Annotated in this window: 20 protein-coding genes; 8 read left to right on the top strand and 12 right to left on the bottom strand. The window is 36.4% G+C overall.

What is annotated here, in order from left to right; all coding sequences use genetic code 11:
• Positions 1 to 8: 8 nt before the first annotated feature.
• From cysN to SUDEN_RS00775, 6 genes are read right to left on the bottom strand one after another with little or no spacing between them, the layout of a single operon-like run.
• A complete protein-coding gene (gene cysN, locus SUDEN_RS00800; protein WP_011371794.1) occupies positions 9 to 1,421 on the bottom strand; it encodes a sulfate adenylyltransferase subunit CysN in 1,413 nt (470 codons plus the stop codon).
• 1 nt (position 1,422) lies between these two features.
• Entirely contained in the window at positions 1,423 to 2,334 is a 912-nt protein-coding gene (cysD, locus tag SUDEN_RS00795; protein ID WP_011371793.1) for a sulfate adenylyltransferase subunit CysD, read from the bottom strand.
• Positions 2,328 to 3,044, bottom strand: a complete 717-nt coding sequence (locus SUDEN_RS00790) for a phosphoadenylyl-sulfate reductase (protein WP_011371792.1) — start codon at positions 3,042 to 3,044, stop codon at positions 2,328 to 2,330. Before SUDEN_RS00790 ends, cysD begins: the two co-directional genes overlap by 7 nt.
• Before the next feature lie 12 nt (positions 3,045 to 3,056).
• Positions 3,057 to 3,287 carry a DUF2061 domain-containing protein gene (locus SUDEN_RS00785; RefSeq protein ID WP_011371791.1) on the bottom strand — a complete coding sequence of 77 codons (231 nt, stop codon included), beginning with the start codon at positions 3,285 to 3,287 and terminating at the stop codon, positions 3,057 to 3,059.
• 5 nt (positions 3,288 to 3,292) lie between these two features.
• Positions 3,293 to 4,216, bottom strand: coding sequence for a cysteine synthase A (gene cysK, locus SUDEN_RS00780; protein ID WP_011371790.1), 924 nt, complete (start codon positions 4,214 to 4,216; stop codon positions 3,293 to 3,295).
• Positions 4,213 to 4,659: a DUF4395 domain-containing protein gene (locus SUDEN_RS00775; RefSeq protein ID WP_041672159.1), complete on the bottom strand. Its 447-nt coding sequence runs from the start codon at positions 4,657 to 4,659 to the stop codon at positions 4,213 to 4,215. Before SUDEN_RS00775 ends, cysK begins: the two co-directional genes overlap by 4 nt.
• Before the next feature lie 230 nt (positions 4,660 to 4,889).
• Between SUDEN_RS00775 and SUDEN_RS00770 the strand changes: the two genes are divergently transcribed.
• Both SUDEN_RS00770 and SUDEN_RS10955 read left to right on the top strand, forming a co-directional pair.
• On the top strand, positions 4,890 to 5,294 hold the full coding sequence (locus SUDEN_RS00770) for an RrF2 family transcriptional regulator (protein ID WP_011371788.1): 405 nt from the start codon (positions 4,890 to 4,892) through the stop codon (positions 5,292 to 5,294).
• A 7-nt stretch (positions 5,295 to 5,301) separates the two neighbouring features.
• Entirely contained in the window at positions 5,302 to 5,730 is a 429-nt protein-coding gene (locus SUDEN_RS10955; protein ID WP_011371787.1) for a DUF4395 domain-containing protein, read from the top strand.
• On the opposite strand, the gene SUDEN_RS00760 is transcribed toward SUDEN_RS10955, so the two are convergent.
• The gene (locus SUDEN_RS00760; protein WP_011371786.1) at positions 5,727 to 6,182 is read right to left on the bottom strand and encodes a hypothetical protein; all 456 of its coding nucleotides are present in this window, start codon (positions 6,180 to 6,182) and stop codon (positions 5,727 to 5,729) included. The two genes, SUDEN_RS10955 and SUDEN_RS00760, sit on opposite strands and share 4 nt — an antisense overlap.
• 65 nt (positions 6,183 to 6,247) lie before the next feature.
• Between SUDEN_RS00760 and arsC the strand changes: the two genes are divergently transcribed.
• Positions 6,248 to 6,601, top strand: a complete 354-nt coding sequence (gene arsC / locus SUDEN_RS00755; protein ID WP_011371785.1) for an arsenate reductase (glutaredoxin) — start codon at positions 6,248 to 6,250, stop codon at positions 6,599 to 6,601.
• Here the strand turns inward: arsC and SUDEN_RS00750 are convergent.
• Genes SUDEN_RS00750 through SUDEN_RS00740 form a run of 3 tightly spaced genes read right to left on the bottom strand, consistent with a single transcriptional unit; the run spans position 6,598 to position 8,421 of the window.
• Complete coding sequence (locus SUDEN_RS00750; protein WP_011371784.1) at positions 6,598 to 7,143, bottom strand: iron-sulfur cluster assembly scaffold protein; 546 nt, start codon at positions 7,141 to 7,143, stop codon at positions 6,598 to 6,600. The two genes, arsC and SUDEN_RS00750, sit on opposite strands and share 4 nt — an antisense overlap.
• A gap of 3 nt (positions 7,144 to 7,146) precedes the next feature.
• Complete coding sequence (locus SUDEN_RS00745; protein ID WP_011371783.1) at positions 7,147 to 7,584, bottom strand: deoxycytidylate deaminase; 438 nt, start codon at positions 7,582 to 7,584, stop codon at positions 7,147 to 7,149.
• Positions 7,585 to 8,421, bottom strand: a complete 837-nt coding sequence (locus tag SUDEN_RS00740; protein WP_011371782.1) for a peptidylprolyl isomerase — start codon at positions 8,419 to 8,421, stop codon at positions 7,585 to 7,587.
• A 91-nt stretch (positions 8,422 to 8,512) separates the two neighbouring features.
• On the opposite strand from SUDEN_RS00740, the gene gltX reads away from it, so the two are divergent.
• The 3 genes from gltX to SUDEN_RS00725 are packed head-to-tail and all read left to right on the top strand — an operon-like array spanning position 8,513 to position 12,280.
• Positions 8,513 to 9,901 (top strand): glutamate--tRNA ligase, encoded by a 1,389-nt coding sequence (gene gltX, locus SUDEN_RS00735; RefSeq protein WP_011371781.1) that lies wholly within the window; start codon positions 8,513 to 8,515, stop codon positions 9,899 to 9,901.
• Positions 9,898 to 10,428 carry an RBBP9/YdeN family alpha/beta hydrolase gene (locus SUDEN_RS00730; RefSeq protein WP_011371780.1) on the top strand — a complete coding sequence of 177 codons (531 nt, stop codon included), beginning with the start codon at positions 9,898 to 9,900 and terminating at the stop codon, positions 10,426 to 10,428. The genes gltX and SUDEN_RS00730 overlap by 4 nt, the downstream gene beginning before the upstream one ends.
• Before the next feature lie 16 nt (positions 10,429 to 10,444).
• A complete protein-coding gene (locus SUDEN_RS00725; RefSeq protein ID WP_011371779.1) occupies positions 10,445 to 12,280 on the top strand; it encodes an ATP-binding cassette domain-containing protein in 1,836 nt (611 codons plus the stop codon).
• A gap of 3 nt (positions 12,281 to 12,283) precedes the next feature.
• Here SUDEN_RS00725 and SUDEN_RS00720 read toward each other — a convergent pair whose 3' ends face one another.
• Complete coding sequence (locus SUDEN_RS00720; protein ID WP_041672156.1) at positions 12,284 to 12,796, bottom strand: YgjP-like metallopeptidase domain-containing protein; 513 nt, start codon at positions 12,794 to 12,796, stop codon at positions 12,284 to 12,286.
• Positions 12,784 to 14,157: an ATP-dependent RNA helicase DbpA gene (gene dbpA, locus SUDEN_RS00715; RefSeq protein WP_011371777.1), complete on the bottom strand. Its 1,374-nt coding sequence runs from the start codon at positions 14,155 to 14,157 to the stop codon at positions 12,784 to 12,786. Before dbpA ends, SUDEN_RS00720 begins: the two co-directional genes overlap by 13 nt.
• Before the next feature lie 95 nt (positions 14,158 to 14,252).
• On the opposite strand from dbpA, the gene SUDEN_RS00710 reads away from it, so the two are divergent.
• Together SUDEN_RS00710 and SUDEN_RS00705 are read left to right on the top strand one after the other, a co-directional pair.
• The gene (locus SUDEN_RS00710; protein ID WP_011371776.1) at positions 14,253 to 15,476 is read left to right on the top strand and encodes a DNA recombination protein RmuC; all 1,224 of its coding nucleotides are present in this window, start codon (positions 14,253 to 14,255) and stop codon (positions 15,474 to 15,476) included.
• 21 nt (positions 15,477 to 15,497) lie between these two features.
• Positions 15,498 to 15,722 (top strand): hypothetical protein, encoded by a 225-nt coding sequence (locus tag SUDEN_RS00705; protein WP_011371775.1) that lies wholly within the window; start codon positions 15,498 to 15,500, stop codon positions 15,720 to 15,722.
• Positions 15,723 to 15,727 lie beyond the last annotated feature (5 nt).

Here is a 15,727-nt window from a genome sequence, read left to right as displayed (position 1 = left end):
ATATTTTCCTAAAAAATTTCTTTACATTCAAAATGAGGAAAATATTTCCTCACCAATGCGTTTAGCTCTAACTCGAATGCTCCATATTGTGATACCTTGGCTTTTGATTCTTGTAATGATTTTTCAACAATCATGCCAGCTCCAAGTGTATTGTTTGTTATCCTGTCAATTATTATAAAGCTTCCCATAGCTTTGTTATTCTCATAAGAATCATAAGCAAGAGAGTGCTCCAAATCTAATTTAACATGCCCAATCTCATTTAGGTTTAGCATATTGGCACTCTGTTTCTCTAAGGTATTTACATCTGTTTTATAATAAAATTCATCAACGCTAGCCACACTTACACAAGACGCTCTTTTGATAAGATAGCGTTTGCCTTTGACTAAAGCATCTTCACTCATCCATACAATATTCACATCAAAAGCATCTGCACTCTGTGGCTCTTCATCACTCTTTACAATTAAATCTCCACGACTTATATCTATCTCATCTTCCAATGTCAAAGTCACTGCCTCTTGGGCATACGCATATTCAAGATTTCCATCATAAGTCACTATCTCTTTAACTCTCGAACTTTTCTTAGATGGCAAAACAGTGATTAAATCGCCAACTCTTATAACTCCAGAAGATATAGTTCCGCAAAAGCCTCTGAAATCTAAATTTGGTCTATTCACATACTGAATAGGCAGTCTAAAATGCGACAAATCTCTCTTACTTGAGATTTCAATGTTCTCTAAGAGATGCATCAGTGTCTCGCCCTTATACCATGGAGATTTTTGGCTTCGCTCTACAATATTGTCGCCATTTAAAGCAGATAACGGAATCAAGCTAATATCATCACTCAAGCCTATATCTTTTGCAAAAAGCAAATACTCTTTTGCAATGTTCTCATACACTTCTTGAGAAAAATCTACTAAATCCATTTTATTTACAGCAACTACAATGTGCTTAATGCCGAGCAGTTTCGCTATAAAAGAGTGCCTTCTTGTTTGCGTTTGAATCCCGTATCTTGCATCAATTAAAATGATTGCCAAATCAGCCGTACTAGCACCTGTCGCCATGTTTCTTGTATATTGCTCATGCCCAGGGGTGTCGGCGATAATAAATTTTCGCTTATCTGTCGTAAAATATCTGTATGCGACATCAATAGTAATCCCCTGCTCCCTCTCACTCTGCAAACCATCAACAAGAAGTGCCAAATCAAACTCACCATCTGTCGTACCGCTCTTTTTGCTATCTTTTTTTATAGCCGCCAATTGGTCTTCAAAAATCATTTTTGAATCATGTAAAAGTCTGCCGATAAGTGTACTTTTACCATCATCTACACTTCCACATGTAATAAATCTAAGCAGCTCTTTATTCTCATGCTCTTTGAGATAACTCTCTATATCTGTTGCTATTTTTGTCTCTAATAGTGACATGTTAAAAATACCCCTCTATTTTTTTCTTCTCCATCGACCCACTGGAGTCATTGTCTATCATTCGCCCTTGTCTCTCACTTGTTTTTGTTAAAAGCATCTCTTGGATAATCTCAGGCAATGTTGTGGCGCTAGATTCGACTGCTCCTGTGAGAGGGTAACATCCCAAGGTTCTAAACCTTACCATCTCCTCTTTTACTACTTCATGCTCTTCAATTGGCATTCTCTCATCATCAACCATTATTTTTACTCCATCTTTTTCAATAACGGGTCGCCTTTTGGCAAAATATAGCGGCACAATAGGAATCCCTTCAAGGTAAATATATTGCCAAATATCAAGCTCCGTCCAGTTTGAGAGCGGAAAAACTCTAATTGACTCACCCTTGTGAACTTTTGAGTTATACAAGTTCCATAACTCAGGTCTCTGATTTTTCGGGTCCCATCTATGGTTTTTATCTCTAAAAGAGTAGATTCTCTCTTTTGCTCTGGATTTCTCTTCATCTCGTCTTGCCCCGCCAAAAACGGCATCAAACTTATATTTGTTGAGTGCTTGCTTCAAGCCCTCTGTCTTCATGATGTCGGTATGAACAGCCGAACCATGCACAAAAGGGTTTATATTTTTTTCTATTCCCTCAGGGTTTGTGTGAACCAGAAGCTCAAAACCCTCCTCTTTTGCTCTTTTATCACGAAATTCAATCATCTCTTTAAATTTCCATTTAGTATCTACATGTAGAAGCGGAAATGGCAATTTTGCAGGGAAAAAAGCCTTGAGCGCAAGATGAAGCATTACCGCAGAATCTTTTCCTACGGAGTACATCATAACGGGATTGTCAAACTCCGCTACTACCTCTCTTAATATATGAATAGATTCAGCTTCAAGCTGTTTTAGATGTGTCAATTTTTTTGTATCTAACACTGTTTTATCTCCTTTATATGCAATCCGCACTCTTTATGTTCTGGGCTCTCCCACCACCATCTGCCACTTCTTATATCTGTGCCTTCTTCAACTGCTCTTGTGCACGGTGCACATCCGATACTTGGATACCCGCTATCATGCAGAGCGTTATATGGAACACTGTTTTCATTGATATATCTCCACACATCTTCCTCGCTCCACAAAATCAAAGGGTTTAATTTTATAACTCTGTTTTCTTCGTCCCACTCAAAGAGCTGCGTGCTCTTTCTCGTAAGGCTCTGCTGTGCTCTAAGACCTGTAATCCAAATATCTATACCCATTAAAGCTCTCTTTAGAGGTGCAATTTTTCTCGCATAACAGCACTCTTTTCTATTCTCAACAGAGTCATAAAAACCGTTAATTCCTTGCTGTTGATACAATTTTTCAATATCTTCACTATTAGGAAAATAGACCTTTATTTTTGTGTTATATTTTAAATTTGTCCTCTGCATCACATCGTACGTCTCATAGGGAAGCCTCCCTGTATCGAGTGTAAATATATTTGTCTCGCTCTCAATTTTTAAAACCATATCACTCAAAACCTGATCCTCTGCTCCAAAACTAGAAGATAGAGCTATTGAATCTTTAGACTCTTTTAAAAAAAATTCAAGAAGCTCCTTTGTTGGTACATTTTTAAACTCTTTATTTAAAAAATTTATTTTCTCTTTCATAATATTTTCCTATTAAATATGATAATCATTAGCTGTAATCTTATGTCTGCCAAGGCTTATTTTATTCCACGCTCTTTCATGAAAATAGTACAAAAACATTTTTGTAAAAAGTTCAATTGATCCAATGGAAGCCGCCATGGTTAAGTTGCCTGTTATCAGATAAGATATAACCATTGTGTCTAATGTCCCGATTGTTCTCCATGAGAGAGTTTTAACAATCGATCTGTACGCTTTTTCCTGCATAAATTTTATTCATCCTCATCGTAAAGCCCGCAGCTTAAATATCGTTCTGCGGTATCACACAAAATAGTCACGATAGTTTTACCTCTATTCTCTTGCCTCTTGGCAGCTTGAGTTGAAGCAAACACATTGGCTCCTGAGGATATACCTACTAAGAGCCCCTCTTTTTTTGCCATCTCTCTTGAGCAGTTAATTGCATCTTCACCGCTTACTCTTATAATCTCATCGTAAATTTCAGTATTCAATATTTCGGGTATAAACCCTGCTCCTATTCCCTGTATCTCATGCGGACCTGCTTCTCCGCCAGATAGTACAGGTGAATTTTCAGGCTCAACGGCGATAATCTTTATGTTTGGATTATGCTTCTTTAGCACTTCTCCGACTCCTGTAATTGAGCCGCCTGTTCCAACACCCAAAACTAAAATATCAACCTTGCCCTGTGTATCTCTTATTATTTCTAAAGCTGTTGTTTTTCTGTGTATCTCAGGATTTGCTCTGTTTGAGAACTGCTGAAGCATCAGAGCCTCACTGTGCTGAGAGCAAAGCTCTTTAGCCTCTCGCACAGCGCCCATCATCCCCTGTTTTGCATCAGTTAAAACTACTCTTGCGCCTAATGCTCTTAAGAGCTGTATTCTCTCCTTGCTCATCGAACTTGGCATGGTTAAGATAAGTTTTATGCCCAAACTCGCACATACACTTGCAAGTGCAATTCCCGTATTTCCGCTTGTCGGCTCTATTACTGTTGTATTTTTAGTTATAAGACCCTGCGTTAATGCTTCTTGAATCATATATTTTCCTATCCTGTCTTTTATGGAGTGTGTCGGATTCATAAACTCGCATTTTCCTAAAACAAGAGCGTTCTGGCTGGCTATATTAATCCTAACCAAAGGCGTATTTCCAATAAGTTCTGTTACATTTTTTGCATATTTCATAATGACTCCACTCTAATATTTTTGCGCACTAAGAGTTCATAGAGCTTACATGCAAAACAGATATCTTTTGTTGCTTCAAATGTTTTCCATACACCAAAAAATGTAATCAACATGTAAGAAAAAGAGGTCCAATTTAAAAGTTCTGCATACAGAGCCACAAAAATTATCATCAATCCGATGTGTGAAGCAAACTCTTTTGCTGATTCTTCTGAAAACCTCTGCTTCAATCCAATCAAATTTACTAAGCCTTTAGATAAAAGATAAAGAGGGCTTATCAGTGATGTCACATAAATACGTGCAAAAAAATCATAAATCAACATGTATATAAATGATAAATTTCCACTCGCCATATATGCAATCAGAATTAAAACTACTAATCCTGCATGCATACGTGTTTGATTTTCATCTATGATATTTAACGTTTTTAATTTAATTTGTGTCATACAAACTCCCATCTCCTAAAATTTAATCGGCAGTATAATTAATTTCTATATTAATGTCAAGTGATTTTGTTGTATTTATATATAGTGATTTACTCAAGTTTAATTAGAAACCCTATATTATGGTGTTTAAATTGGATAAAAATTTATATTTTATTATGACTAAATTACTTTACATTATCTATGAAATAGTGTATACTTGCTTAACTAAATACTTATAAAGGGAGTTATAGATGCCACTCATATCTACAAAAGGGTCTTATGGCTTAGCAGCGATATGTGAGCTTAGCAAACGCAAAGAGAACTCTCCGATGCAAATTAAAGAGATAGCTTTAAATGCTAATGTTCCACAAAACTATCTTGAACAGTTACTTGGCAAACTAAGACGTGCAGGGTTAGTAGAGAGCATAAGAGGAGCCAAAGGCGGTTATATTTTAGCACGTCCACCACAAGATATAAAAATATTGGATATCTTAATGGCACTAGAGGATGATTTAAAAATAGTTGATACTTTGGTAGAGCATCCAATATTAAAGCTTTTTTTTGAAGATGCAAGCGAGAGTGTAAAGAGTATTTTTAATATAAATATGATGGAACTCTCTGCTTACCAAAATAAATTTTTGAATTATAATATATAGGTAAAACATGAAATCTTGCCCAATAAATTATAAAAAAGCTGATCAAAATATAATGCGTATTCTTGCAGGCTTAGTCACGCTAATTGGTCTTTTATTTATTTTATCTTCTCAGATTCTCTTGCTGATTATCTTGCTATATGATTTTTTGGTACGTATTTTTGATTATAAAAAAATTAGTCCACTTTTTCACATAAGTAGTTTTTTTGCAAAACTTGCAAAACTCAAAAAGAGTGAGGTTGATTCAGGACCTAAAGAGTTTGCATCAAAATTAGGCTTTTTGTTTGTTGCTAGTGCTGCAATCATATTTTTTCTCGGGTATCCACTTGTTGCAATTGTGATTATGTTTTTACTTGTTTGTTGTGCATTTTTAGAAGCTGCTTTTGGCTACTGTGTCGGATGCCAGATATATATACTCTTAAAGAAATTCGTCCCTTAAGAGAGGATATGTCTTAACTGCATGGCATACCATAGAACTATAAGATTTAAGAGGAAAATCATCATAGAGCTTGCACGTGAAACTATCTTCTGAACTATTGTTCGCTCATTTTTATGTGTTTTTAATGCAATTCGCATGTGAATAATAGTAAGCATTGTAATAGTTACTACAAAAAAGAGTTTATGACTCATCATGTAACCAAGTTTTGACTCATTTATGTCAAGTGTTAGAACTGAGAAAAGGTTAAAATTAAAAAATAAAAATGTGCCAGTGCTTATAAGAATAATCAGCCAAAACGTCTCAAAATAGCCATATAATGGTCCTAAATACTCATAAGTTTGTGCTTGAGCCTCCTTGCCCTTTAGCAATATCCCAAGTGCAAAGAGCAACAACGATCCGCCAATCCAAGCGGTTGCTCCCAATATATGTATATAAAGTACTACATCTACCATAAACTCTTCCTATCTGTTTTTTATTTTTGATTATAGTGTAAAATACAAAGAAAAAAGAGGTCAAAATGCAAGATATAACCATTTGGCATAATCCAAAATGTTCAAAATCTCGTGAAGCTATGGCTATTTTAGAACAAAACGGTTGTGAGGTAGAAGTTGTTAAATATCTAGATTCTGCTCCAAGCAAAGATGAAATCATAACTGCACTTACCATGCTTGGAATGAACCCAAAAGAGCTAATGAGAACAAAAGAGGATATTTATAAAGAATTAAATCTAAAAGATGAGTATGATTATGACAAGCTTGTAGATGCAATGGTACAAAACCCAAAGCTTATCGAGAGACCTATTATTTTTAAAGGTAATCGTGCAATCATAGGTCGCCCGAGTGAAATAATTGAAAAGTTTTTAAAGAGTTAAACCTCTTTGCTTTTTTCTTTTGTTACAAAGTGACACTCAGTAGTTGAGTATGGACAAGTTTTTACTATACTCATCTCATACTGCTCCTCTTCTATGCCGCCCTCTTTTCTCTCAAAATGACGCATTGCTGCATTAAATGCTGTAAGAACCATATTTGCGCTATCTTGATGCTCTGTAGAGACTCTCTCAACTTGCTCACCCTCAGGCTTGCTCAAATCAACCTTTGGAGCAGGAATAGATGCGTAACTCTCTTGTAGCTCTTTATTTAAGGTATCTGCTATCTCTTGCGCACTCTCAATACTCTCACCCTTAATCATATCAGTAAAAATTGAGCCAAGCGTAGTTGTATCTTGCGTACCATTGGTTCCAAACATAACGTCTAAGATAGTAGTCTCATCTCTTTTTATATACATAATTACATAGCTTTTTCTTGAGTGGTCTATCCCAACTCCTATGCACGATGCATCTTCTAATTTGCCATAATTCTCAGGCTGCATAAGGTGTTTTCCTATCTCTGCTTGTAACTCTTTATCTTCAACCATTTTCTACTCCTGAAGTTTTTGTATAACTACATTGTTATCTTTAATAAATTTTGAGATTACCTCTGAGTGTGTATGTTCATAAGGCTTTAGATATACAATCCTCTGTATCCCACTTGCTATAATATTTTTACTGCACTCACTACATGGCTCAAGAGTTACATAGATAGTAGCATTCTCTATGCTTATGCCTTTTCTTGCTGCCCAGATTATCGCATTCATCTCTGCATGTATTTCGTATGTTTTTGACCACTCGTGGTGTTCATGAGTATATTTATCTTCCCAATGCTCACGACAGTTTATATATCCAGCAGGTGTTCCGTTGTAACCAGTACTTAAAATTCTTCCATCTTTTACAATAACAGCACCTACTTGTTTAGAGACGCATTTTGAAGCTTTTGCTATCTCTATGGCTATATTTATAAAATTTTCATCACTTAGCATCTACTTTACTTCTCGTACAATTTGAATATCTGCGTTTCCTCTTAATCTGGCAAAATAATCACTTAAAACTTGCTCTCTTTTTTGCCCCATAATAGCGTTGCTTAGTTGGTTTTGAACATCTTCATAACTGCTGCTTTGCGGCATTTTGCTCTCCACAAGGTAGAAGCTCATATGTGAGCCTTTTTGATCCATAATAACAGGCGTAAAACTCTTCTGCTGTGTTGATTCAAGCATTTTTGCTAACTCAGGAGATATTTTGTCATATCCAAGCACTCTCTCCTCTGCCTTTATTTCATCCGAGACAAACATAGGAGTTGTTATCTTCTTTCTTAGAGCCTCTTCATTTTGTGAAGAGTAGATAATAACACTAAAAGCTTTTGGGCGAGAAAACTCATCTTTGTGAAGTTCATAATACTCTCTCATCTCATCTTCATCTGGCATATTAATTGAAGAGTATGCGATTGCAGAGTATAGCTTTTGAGATAGAATCTTCTCTCTTGTCTTCTCTTTAAACTCTGCGGAAGTTAGCCCATTTGAGTCACGAACTGCATCATAAAATTCATCAATACTCATCTTGTTTGAAGCTGCAACTTTTTTAATATCATCATAAACTTCACTGCTATCTACTGTGATTTTTCTCTCTTGTATTTCAGCCGCTTCTAGCTTTTTTCTTATCAAAATATCTGTTGCAGTTGTTGCATTTACCTTTGAGAGGCGCATCTCATCTTTGATATCATAAATCGTAATAGCCTCTCCTTTTACAACAACACTAATCCCATTTATCATCTCAGCACTTAGCATCGTGCCTAAAAAAAGCACTAATATTATTTTATACATTTAAAATCCTCTAAAATTTAAGATAAGTATTTTACCCGCTTTTAACAAATGATAGCCTAAAATTCGACAACTATTTTACAAAGGCTTTTTTATGATTGTCACTCGTTTTGCTCCAAGTCCCACAGGCTATTTACATATCGGTGGTTTAAGAACGGCACTTTTTTCATATCTTTGGGCTAGAAAAAACGGTGGTAAATTTCTTCTTCGCATTGAAGATACCGATAAAGCAAGAAACTCTCAAGAAGCAGCAGAGGCTATTGTAAAAGCTTTTAATTGGTTAGGTTTAGAGCATGATGGCGAAATCACGTATCAGTCACAAAGAGATGATATTTATGCTATTTATGTCAAACAACTCCTTGATGAGGGCAAAGCGTACAGATGCTACATGTCAAGAGAGGAGTTAGACGCTCTTAGAGAGACTCAGATGGCGAACAAAGAGCGAACAAAATATGATGGCAAATATCGTGATTTTGATGGCACGCCTCCAGATGGAGTTGATAGTGTTATCCGCATAAAAGCTCCTCTTAGCGGTGAAATTATCGTAAGAGATGGAGTAAAGGGTGATGTTGTCTTTAAGGCTGAAGATATTCTGGATGATTTTGTAATTGCTCGAGCTGATGGCTCACCTACATATAACTTTGTTGTTGCAATTGATGACCACCTTATGGGAGTAACTGAGGTTATCCGTGGTGATGACCACCTCTCAAATACACCAAAACAGATAGTAATCTATGAAGCACTCGGATTTGATGTACCAAAATTTTACCATGTACCTATGATTCATAACTCAGAGGGCAAAAAACTCTCAAAAAGAGATGGAGCAACTGATGTTATGGCATATAAGGAGATGGGCTACACTCCTGCGGCGCTCTTAAACTTTTTAGTTCGTTTGGGCTGGAGCAACGGAGATCAAGAGATATTTTCAATGGATGAGATGAGAGAGCTTTTTGATCCAAAAAACATAAATCGCTCTGCTTCCATATACAACACTGAAAAACTTGACTGGCTAAACTCGCACTACATCAAAAACACTCCAAATCAAGAGTTGGCAAAGATGTTAGAAGAGTACAATTTAACAATAGCTTCACATGATAAAAAAGAGATTTTACTTGATGCCCTAAAAGAGCGTGCAAAAACTCTTAAAGAGTTGGCGCTTCTTGTAACTGAGGTCATTAATCCTCCAGCTTCTTATGATGAAAAAGCACTTGAGAAGTCACTCAAAGGTGAGGCTGTTGAAGTTTTAAATAACTTTATTGCAAAACTCTCTGCATGTAAAGAGCTTCATCTTCCAAGTGAGTATCATCATGTGATGCAAGAAGTTGTAGATGAGATGGGCATAGGTTTTGGAAAAATCGGGCAGCCTCTAAGAGTTGCTCTACTTGGAAAAATGAGCGGTCCAGGGCTTGATAGCGTTATGGCGGTTATTGGGATTGATGAGACAATTCTAAGAGTAAAGAGCGCTTTAGCACTTGTAAAATGAGAAGAGTTTTAATTTTGCATGGCTGGGGCGGGAGTGATTTTCCCCACTGGCAGAGTTGGCTAAGTTCTGAGATAGCAAAAGATTATGGGTGCGTTAGTTTCTTAAAGTTTAGCGATATGGATTTTCCAAAAAAAGATGTTTGGCTAGAAGAGTTGGAACTTGAGATGCAAAGATTTCACCCAGATACAGTTCTTTGTCACTCTCTTGCAAATATACTTTGGTTTCATCTTTGCAACAAACAAAAGATGCAAGAGGTGGAGAAACTTTTTTTAGTAGCACCGCCGAGTCTCTCGTGTAAAATAGAGGAACTTGAGAGTTTTTTTCCATGCGAAGTACCCAAAAAACTTTATGCTAAAAAAACGCTACTCATTACCTCAACAGATGACCCTTACTTGAGGCAAGATGAGGCACAAGAGCTGCAAATAGCTCTACATGTAGATATGAAAGTGTTGCAAAACGCAGGACATATAAACACTAATAGTGGTTATGGCGAATGGCCATGGCTTCTTGAAGAGATAAAAAAATAAAACAAAAAAGAAGAAAATGATACAGTTAATAAATATAACAAAAAACTTTGGAAAGCAAGACCTATTTAACGGTCTTAGCTTTAAACTAAACGCTGGAAACAAAATGGGTTTAGTTGGAAGAAATGGAAGTGGAAAATCGACACTCTTTAAGATGATTTTGGGTGAAGAGACCCCAGATAGTGGCGAGGTAATAATCCCAAAAGGGTACAAAATAGGAACACTCAAACAGTATCTAGTCTTCACAGAGTCCACACTTAGAGAAGAGGCGGCACTTGCCCTTGAAGAGGATATGAAGTATGATGTTTATAGAGTTGAGAGGATTCTTTTTGGTTTAGGTTTTACGCAAGATGATTTAGAAAAAAATCCTCTCTCATTTTCAGGCGGTTATCAAATCCGTATAAACCTAGCAAAACTACTTGTCACAGAGCCAAACCTGCTACTGCTTGATGAGCCTACAAACTACCTTGATATTCTCTCACTTAGATGGTTAAAGAGTTTTTTAAAAGCATTTCAAGGCGAAGTTATCCTAATCACTCACGATAGAGATTTTATGGATGCCATCACAACTCACACAATGGGAATTGTGCGTAGAAACTTAAGGGTTATCGCTGGAGATACGCATAAGTATTATGAGCAGTTAAAATCAAGTGATGAGCTTCATGAGAAGCAAAAAATATCACAAGATAAAAAGGTAAAAGAGCTAGAGGATTTTATAGCAAAAAATAAAGCACGTGCATCAACTGCCGCTCTTGCACAATCAAAAGTAAAGCAGCTTGAGAAGATGGATTTGCTTGAAGATTTGGGTTATGATTCAACTCTTAGTTTTGCTTTTAACTACAAAGACACTCCAGCAAAAGTCCTCCTTGATGTTAAAAATCTAAGCTTTGGCTATACAGAGGATAATATTCTATTTAAAAATATCTCCTTTGTGCTTGAAAAAGGTCAAAGATTAGGCATCATCGGTAAAAATGGAAAAGGTAAATCAACTCTTTTAAATACGATTGCAGGTGAGTTAAAAGCCCTAAGCGGTGAAGTCCACATGCACCCAAGCACAGCTTACGCCCACTTTGGTCAAACAAATATAGCTAGGCTTCATCCAAATAGCAATGTTATGGATGAGATTCACTCAGCAAACACAAAACTCTCCGCACAAACTATCAGAGCTATTTGTGGCTCCATGATGTTTAGTGGAGATAGCGCTGAGAAAAAAGTATCTCTACTCTCAGGTGGAGAGAAAAGCCGTGTAATGCTTGGACAAATTTTGGCTCGTGATGTAAACCTGCTATTTTTGGATGAGCCTACAAACCACTTAGATATGGACTCTATTGAAGCTTTAACAGTTGCAATTGAAAACTTTGAAGGTTCACTCATCATAGTAACGCACTCTGAAGAGTTGCTTCGCCGTACATGTGATAGACTTATCGTCTTTACAAGAAACGGGGCAGAATTATTTGATGGCGGATATGACCTCTTTTTAGAGAAAATGGGCTGGGAAGAGGAAGAGGATGAAGGGGGCGCAAAACAAAAACCAAAAAACAGCTTTAAAGATAACAAAAAAACAAAAGCTGACTTGATAAAAACAAAAAGCAAATTGACAACGCCTATACATAAAAAGATTCAAAAGCTAGAAGAGAACATAATTAAAGCAGAAGATACTCTCGCTTCTCATCAGAAAAAGCTCCTAGAAGCTTCAAGCAGTGGCGATAGTTTTAAAATCATAGAGTACTCAAAACTCTCAAGCATGGAACAAAAAGAGGTTGAGAAGATGTTTGAACTTCTAGAAATTTTACAAAATGAGTTTGATGAAATAACAAAAGATTTTGATGAAAAAATAGCAGAGCTTGGGGATTAATCCTTAGCTCCACTCCTCTATTTTGCCAAAAATTTCCATCTGTGTCATATATAGCCTTACATCAAACTCAACTTGATGATAAGATGGTTGCATATAAAGACACAAACTATAAAATGCTTTGTTGTGCTCTTTTTGTTTAAAGTGCGCCAACTCATGGACAACTATCATCTCTAAAAACTCCTCAGGCACACTCTTAAACATTGACGCTATGCGAATCTCATTTTTACTCTTAAGTTTTGCGCCTTGTACTCTTGAGATGATATGATGTGTACCCAATGCGTTATGAATAACGCTTATTTTGCCATCATAGAGCGCTTTACTCAGCGTGGGAGCATTTTTCATATGAGTCTGTTTTAACTCATTTACATAAGAAAAAAGTGCTTTATCTGTTTTTATGGTGTGTGATAAGGAGTATTTTCTCTTAAGATGAAGTGCCAGTTTATCCTCTTTGATAAGTTCTAACACTTGATTTTTTATGTTTTGGGGATAGTTATGTATATATTTTAGAGAATCCAAACTGAGAACTTTTTACCTTTTATTTTTCCACTCTTTAGCTTATCATGTGCTTCATCTATTTTAGAGGCTTCTATGGCTACATAGCTCTGTCTGTCATAAATATCTATCTTACCAATTGAGCTACCACTAAGTCCCGCTTCTCCTGTTAATGCGCCTAAAATATCTCCAGCACGAACTTTATCTTTTTTGCCACCCTCAATTACAAGAGTGATGTTTTGAGGCTTCATAACAAAACCACTAACAGTTTTTAGTGTTTTGCTTGATTCAAAGATACGATTGTCATTTTTATACTCATCAACTTTTTCTTCCTCATAAGCACTATAAAGCGTAAATGCCAATCCTTCAGCTCCAGCTCTTGCCGTCCTGCCTATGCGGTGAGTATATGTTTCAAGAGAGTGAGGCAGGTCATAGTTTATAACCATAGAGAGTTCTTTTATATCAAGCCCACGTGCGGCAACATCAGTTGCTACTAACACAGGGCAACTTTTGTTAGCAAACTGAACTAACACATCGTTTCTGTCGTACTGCTCTAAATCACCATGAATTGCCAGTGCATCGACTTTACTCTCTTGAAGTCTTTTTGCTATCTCATCCACTTCTACTTTTGTGTTAGCAAAGATAATCACATTTTGAGGTCTGAAATTGCTCAAAATATCTATAACTGTTTTGATTTTATCTGCGTTATTTACCTCATAAAATCGTTCCTCTATCTTGTTGGCGATTTCAGTTGAAGTTGTCTTTACGTGTATGGCACCATTTTGTATAGACTTGCTTATGTCTAAAATCTCATCCGTATAGGTCGCTGAGAAAAGCAGTGTTTGTCTGTTTTTTGGAACAAACTCTAAAACCTCATTTATCTCTTCACTAAATCCCATATCAAGCATTCTGTCTGCTTCATCAAGCACAAGCGTATCAACATCTTCAAGAGATAGAGTATCTTTTTTTAAGTGTTTTAAAATACGTCCTGGAGTACCGACTATGATATGTGCGCCATGACGAAGTGAGCCAAGTTGTGGACCAAATGCCACGCCTCCACAGAGAGTTAAAATTTTTATATTGTGTGAAAATCTAGCGAGAACTCTTAGCTCACGGGCTACTTGATCTGAGAGTTCACGAGTTGGGCATAAGATAAGAGCTTGGACTCTGAACTTTTTTACTTGAAGTTTATGAAGTAGCCCTATACCAAACGCAGCTGTTTTGCCACTTCCTGTTTTGGCCTGAGCTATTACATCTTTACCATCCAATATAAAAGGCAAACTCTGCTCTTGAATATCGCTCATCTTTGTATAACCTATCTCATTTAAGTTATGAAGCATCTCTTTAGTTAGATTCAGATTTGAGAACTCTTTTGCGTTATTCAATATATCTCCAATATTTTATCATTTCATCGTTTTTAAAAAAGTAGATTATAGTATCTTTTTGCTACAATAAGCCAATAATTTGGAGAGTATTAGAGATGTTTGAAGCCCTTTATGTTGGAGTTGGTCTATTTTTTGGAGTAATTGGAATTTGGCTTGCTGTTATAAAAAATCTAAAAAATGAGTTAAGTTTTGAGAAAGAAAAATCAGCCTCTCTCTTAAACCAAAACGCTGTTTTAACAGAGCGTATTAATGGCATAAATGAGAAAAACCAAGAGAAATTTATACTGCTTGAGCAGAACAAAGAGCAGATGAGACTTGAGTTTAAAGAGCTAGCGCAAAGCATTTTAGAAAATAACTCACAAAAATTTTCACTCCAAAATCAAGAAAATCTCTCAAAGATGATAACACCCATGAGAGAGCAGTTTAATGAGTTTAAAAAGCAAATTGATGATGTTTACATAAAAGAGGCAAAAGACCGCTCAATGCTTCAAGCTGAAATAAAAAGCATAAAAGAGATAAACCATCAGATGAGCAAAGATGCACAAAACCTCACAAAAGCCCTAAAAGGCGAAAGCAAAAAGCAAGGTGTGTGGGGAGAGATGGTACTTGAGAGCGTTCTTGAACACTCTGGGCTTCGAGTTGGTGTTGAGTATGAGCGTGAAGTAACGCTTGAGCATGAGCATAACCAAAGTCGTTACCGCCCCGATGTTATCGTTCATCTTCCTGATGGCAGAGATATTATCGTTGATGCTAAAACATCACTTGTTGCGTATGAGCAGTACTCCTCGGTTGAGGATGATGAGCATAAAGAGAGATTTCTAAATGAGCATATAATCTCTATCAAAAAACATATAAAAGAGCTTAGTGAGAAGGATTATGCGAACTTAAAAGGTATAAAAACACTTGATTTTGTCTTTATGTTTGTACCAATTGAGAGCGCTTTGCTTATGGCTATGGAGCATGACAAAACGCTCTTTGACCACGCTTTTAAAAAGAGCGTTATCTTAGTTGGACCAACCACGCTTATGGTTTCACTACGAGCCGTCGAGAATAGCTGGAGATACGAAAAACAGCAAAAAAATGCCCAAGAGATAGCAAAAAGAGCAGGTATGCTCTTTGATAAGTTTTCAGGTTTTGTAGAGAGTATTGAGAAGCTTGGAAAACAGATAACAACTGTTCAAAAGACATATGATGAGACTTTCTCAAAGCTTCACACAGGTTCAGGAAGCATAACGAGCCAGTTTCAAAAACTAGAATCCCTTGGTGCTCAAAGCTCTAAAGTTTTACCAAAATCCCTCACCGATGCAAGTGAAGATTAATATTAAAAAAAGGATGCAACTATGCAAGAAGAAGAAATTTTAGGCGATACGGTTGAGTATTTGGATGAGGAGTTGCAAAAAGCAATCGCAGCAGTTGAAAATATAGCAGCAAGAGTTTATGAGGGTACTTTAGACGCTTATGAAGGGTTTGTGCAGACAGAGGAGTATAACAAAAAAATAGTTGATATAGGAAATAAGCTCAAAGAAAAAGGCATCGATATAACCAAAATCGCAGAGTATCAATAAAAAAT

Origin of the sequence: Sulfurimonas denitrificans DSM 1251, from assembly GCF_000012965.1 — a bacterium.
Lineage (GTDB): Bacteria > Campylobacterota > Campylobacteria > Campylobacterales > Sulfurimonadaceae > Sulfurimonas > Sulfurimonas denitrificans.
This window is presented reverse-complemented; position numbering and strand designations above follow the sequence as displayed.

Bases quoted from the DNA above. Each gene is read 5' to 3' on its own strand.
- SUDEN_RS00775 (WP_041672159.1), bottom strand. From the start codon at position 4,659: ATGACACAAATTAAATTAAAAACGTTAAATATCATAGATGAAAATCAA.
- SUDEN_RS10955 (WP_011371787.1), top strand. From the start codon at position 5,302: ATGAAATCTTGCCCAATAAATTATAAAAAAGCTGATCAAAATATAATG.
- gltX (WP_011371781.1), top strand. From the start codon at position 8,513: ATGATTGTCACTCGTTTTGCTCCAAGTCCCACAGGCTATTTACATATC.
- cysN (WP_011371794.1), bottom strand. From the start codon at position 1,421: ATGTCACTATTAGAGACAAAAATAGCAACAGATATAGAGAGTTATCTC.
- SUDEN_RS00710 (WP_011371776.1), top strand. From the start codon at position 14,253: ATGTTTGAAGCCCTTTATGTTGGAGTTGGTCTATTTTTTGGAGTAATT.
- SUDEN_RS00785 (WP_011371791.1), bottom strand. From the start codon at position 3,287: ATGCAGGAAAAAGCGTACAGATCGATTGTTAAAACTCTCTCATGGAGA.
- SUDEN_RS00750 (WP_011371784.1), bottom strand. From the start codon at position 7,143: ATGGTTGAAGATAAAGAGTTACAAGCAGAGATAGGAAAACACCTTATG.
- SUDEN_RS00745 (WP_011371783.1), bottom strand. From the start codon at position 7,584: ATGCTAAGTGATGAAAATTTTATAAATATAGCCATAGAGATAGCAAAA.
- SUDEN_RS00790 (WP_011371792.1), bottom strand. From the start codon at position 3,044: ATGAAAGAGAAAATAAATTTTTTAAATAAAGAGTTTAAAAATGTACCA.
- SUDEN_RS00770 (WP_011371788.1), top strand. From the start codon at position 4,890: ATGCCACTCATATCTACAAAAGGGTCTTATGGCTTAGCAGCGATATGT.
- cysK (WP_011371790.1), bottom strand. From the start codon at position 4,216: ATGAAATATGCAAAAAATGTAACAGAACTTATTGGAAATACGCCTTTG.
- SUDEN_RS00760 (WP_011371786.1), bottom strand. From the start codon at position 6,182: ATGGTAGATGTAGTACTTTATATACATATATTGGGAGCAACCGCTTGG.
- SUDEN_RS00705 (WP_011371775.1), top strand. From the start codon at position 15,498: ATGCAAGAAGAAGAAATTTTAGGCGATACGGTTGAGTATTTGGATGAG.
- SUDEN_RS00725 (WP_011371779.1), top strand. From the start codon at position 10,445: ATGATACAGTTAATAAATATAACAAAAAACTTTGGAAAGCAAGACCTA.
- arsC (WP_011371785.1), top strand. From the start codon at position 6,248: ATGCAAGATATAACCATTTGGCATAATCCAAAATGTTCAAAATCTCGT.
- SUDEN_RS00730 (WP_011371780.1), top strand. From the start codon at position 9,898: ATGAGAAGAGTTTTAATTTTGCATGGCTGGGGCGGGAGTGATTTTCCC.
- SUDEN_RS00740 (WP_011371782.1), bottom strand. From the start codon at position 8,421: ATGTATAAAATAATATTAGTGCTTTTTTTAGGCACGATGCTAAGTGCT.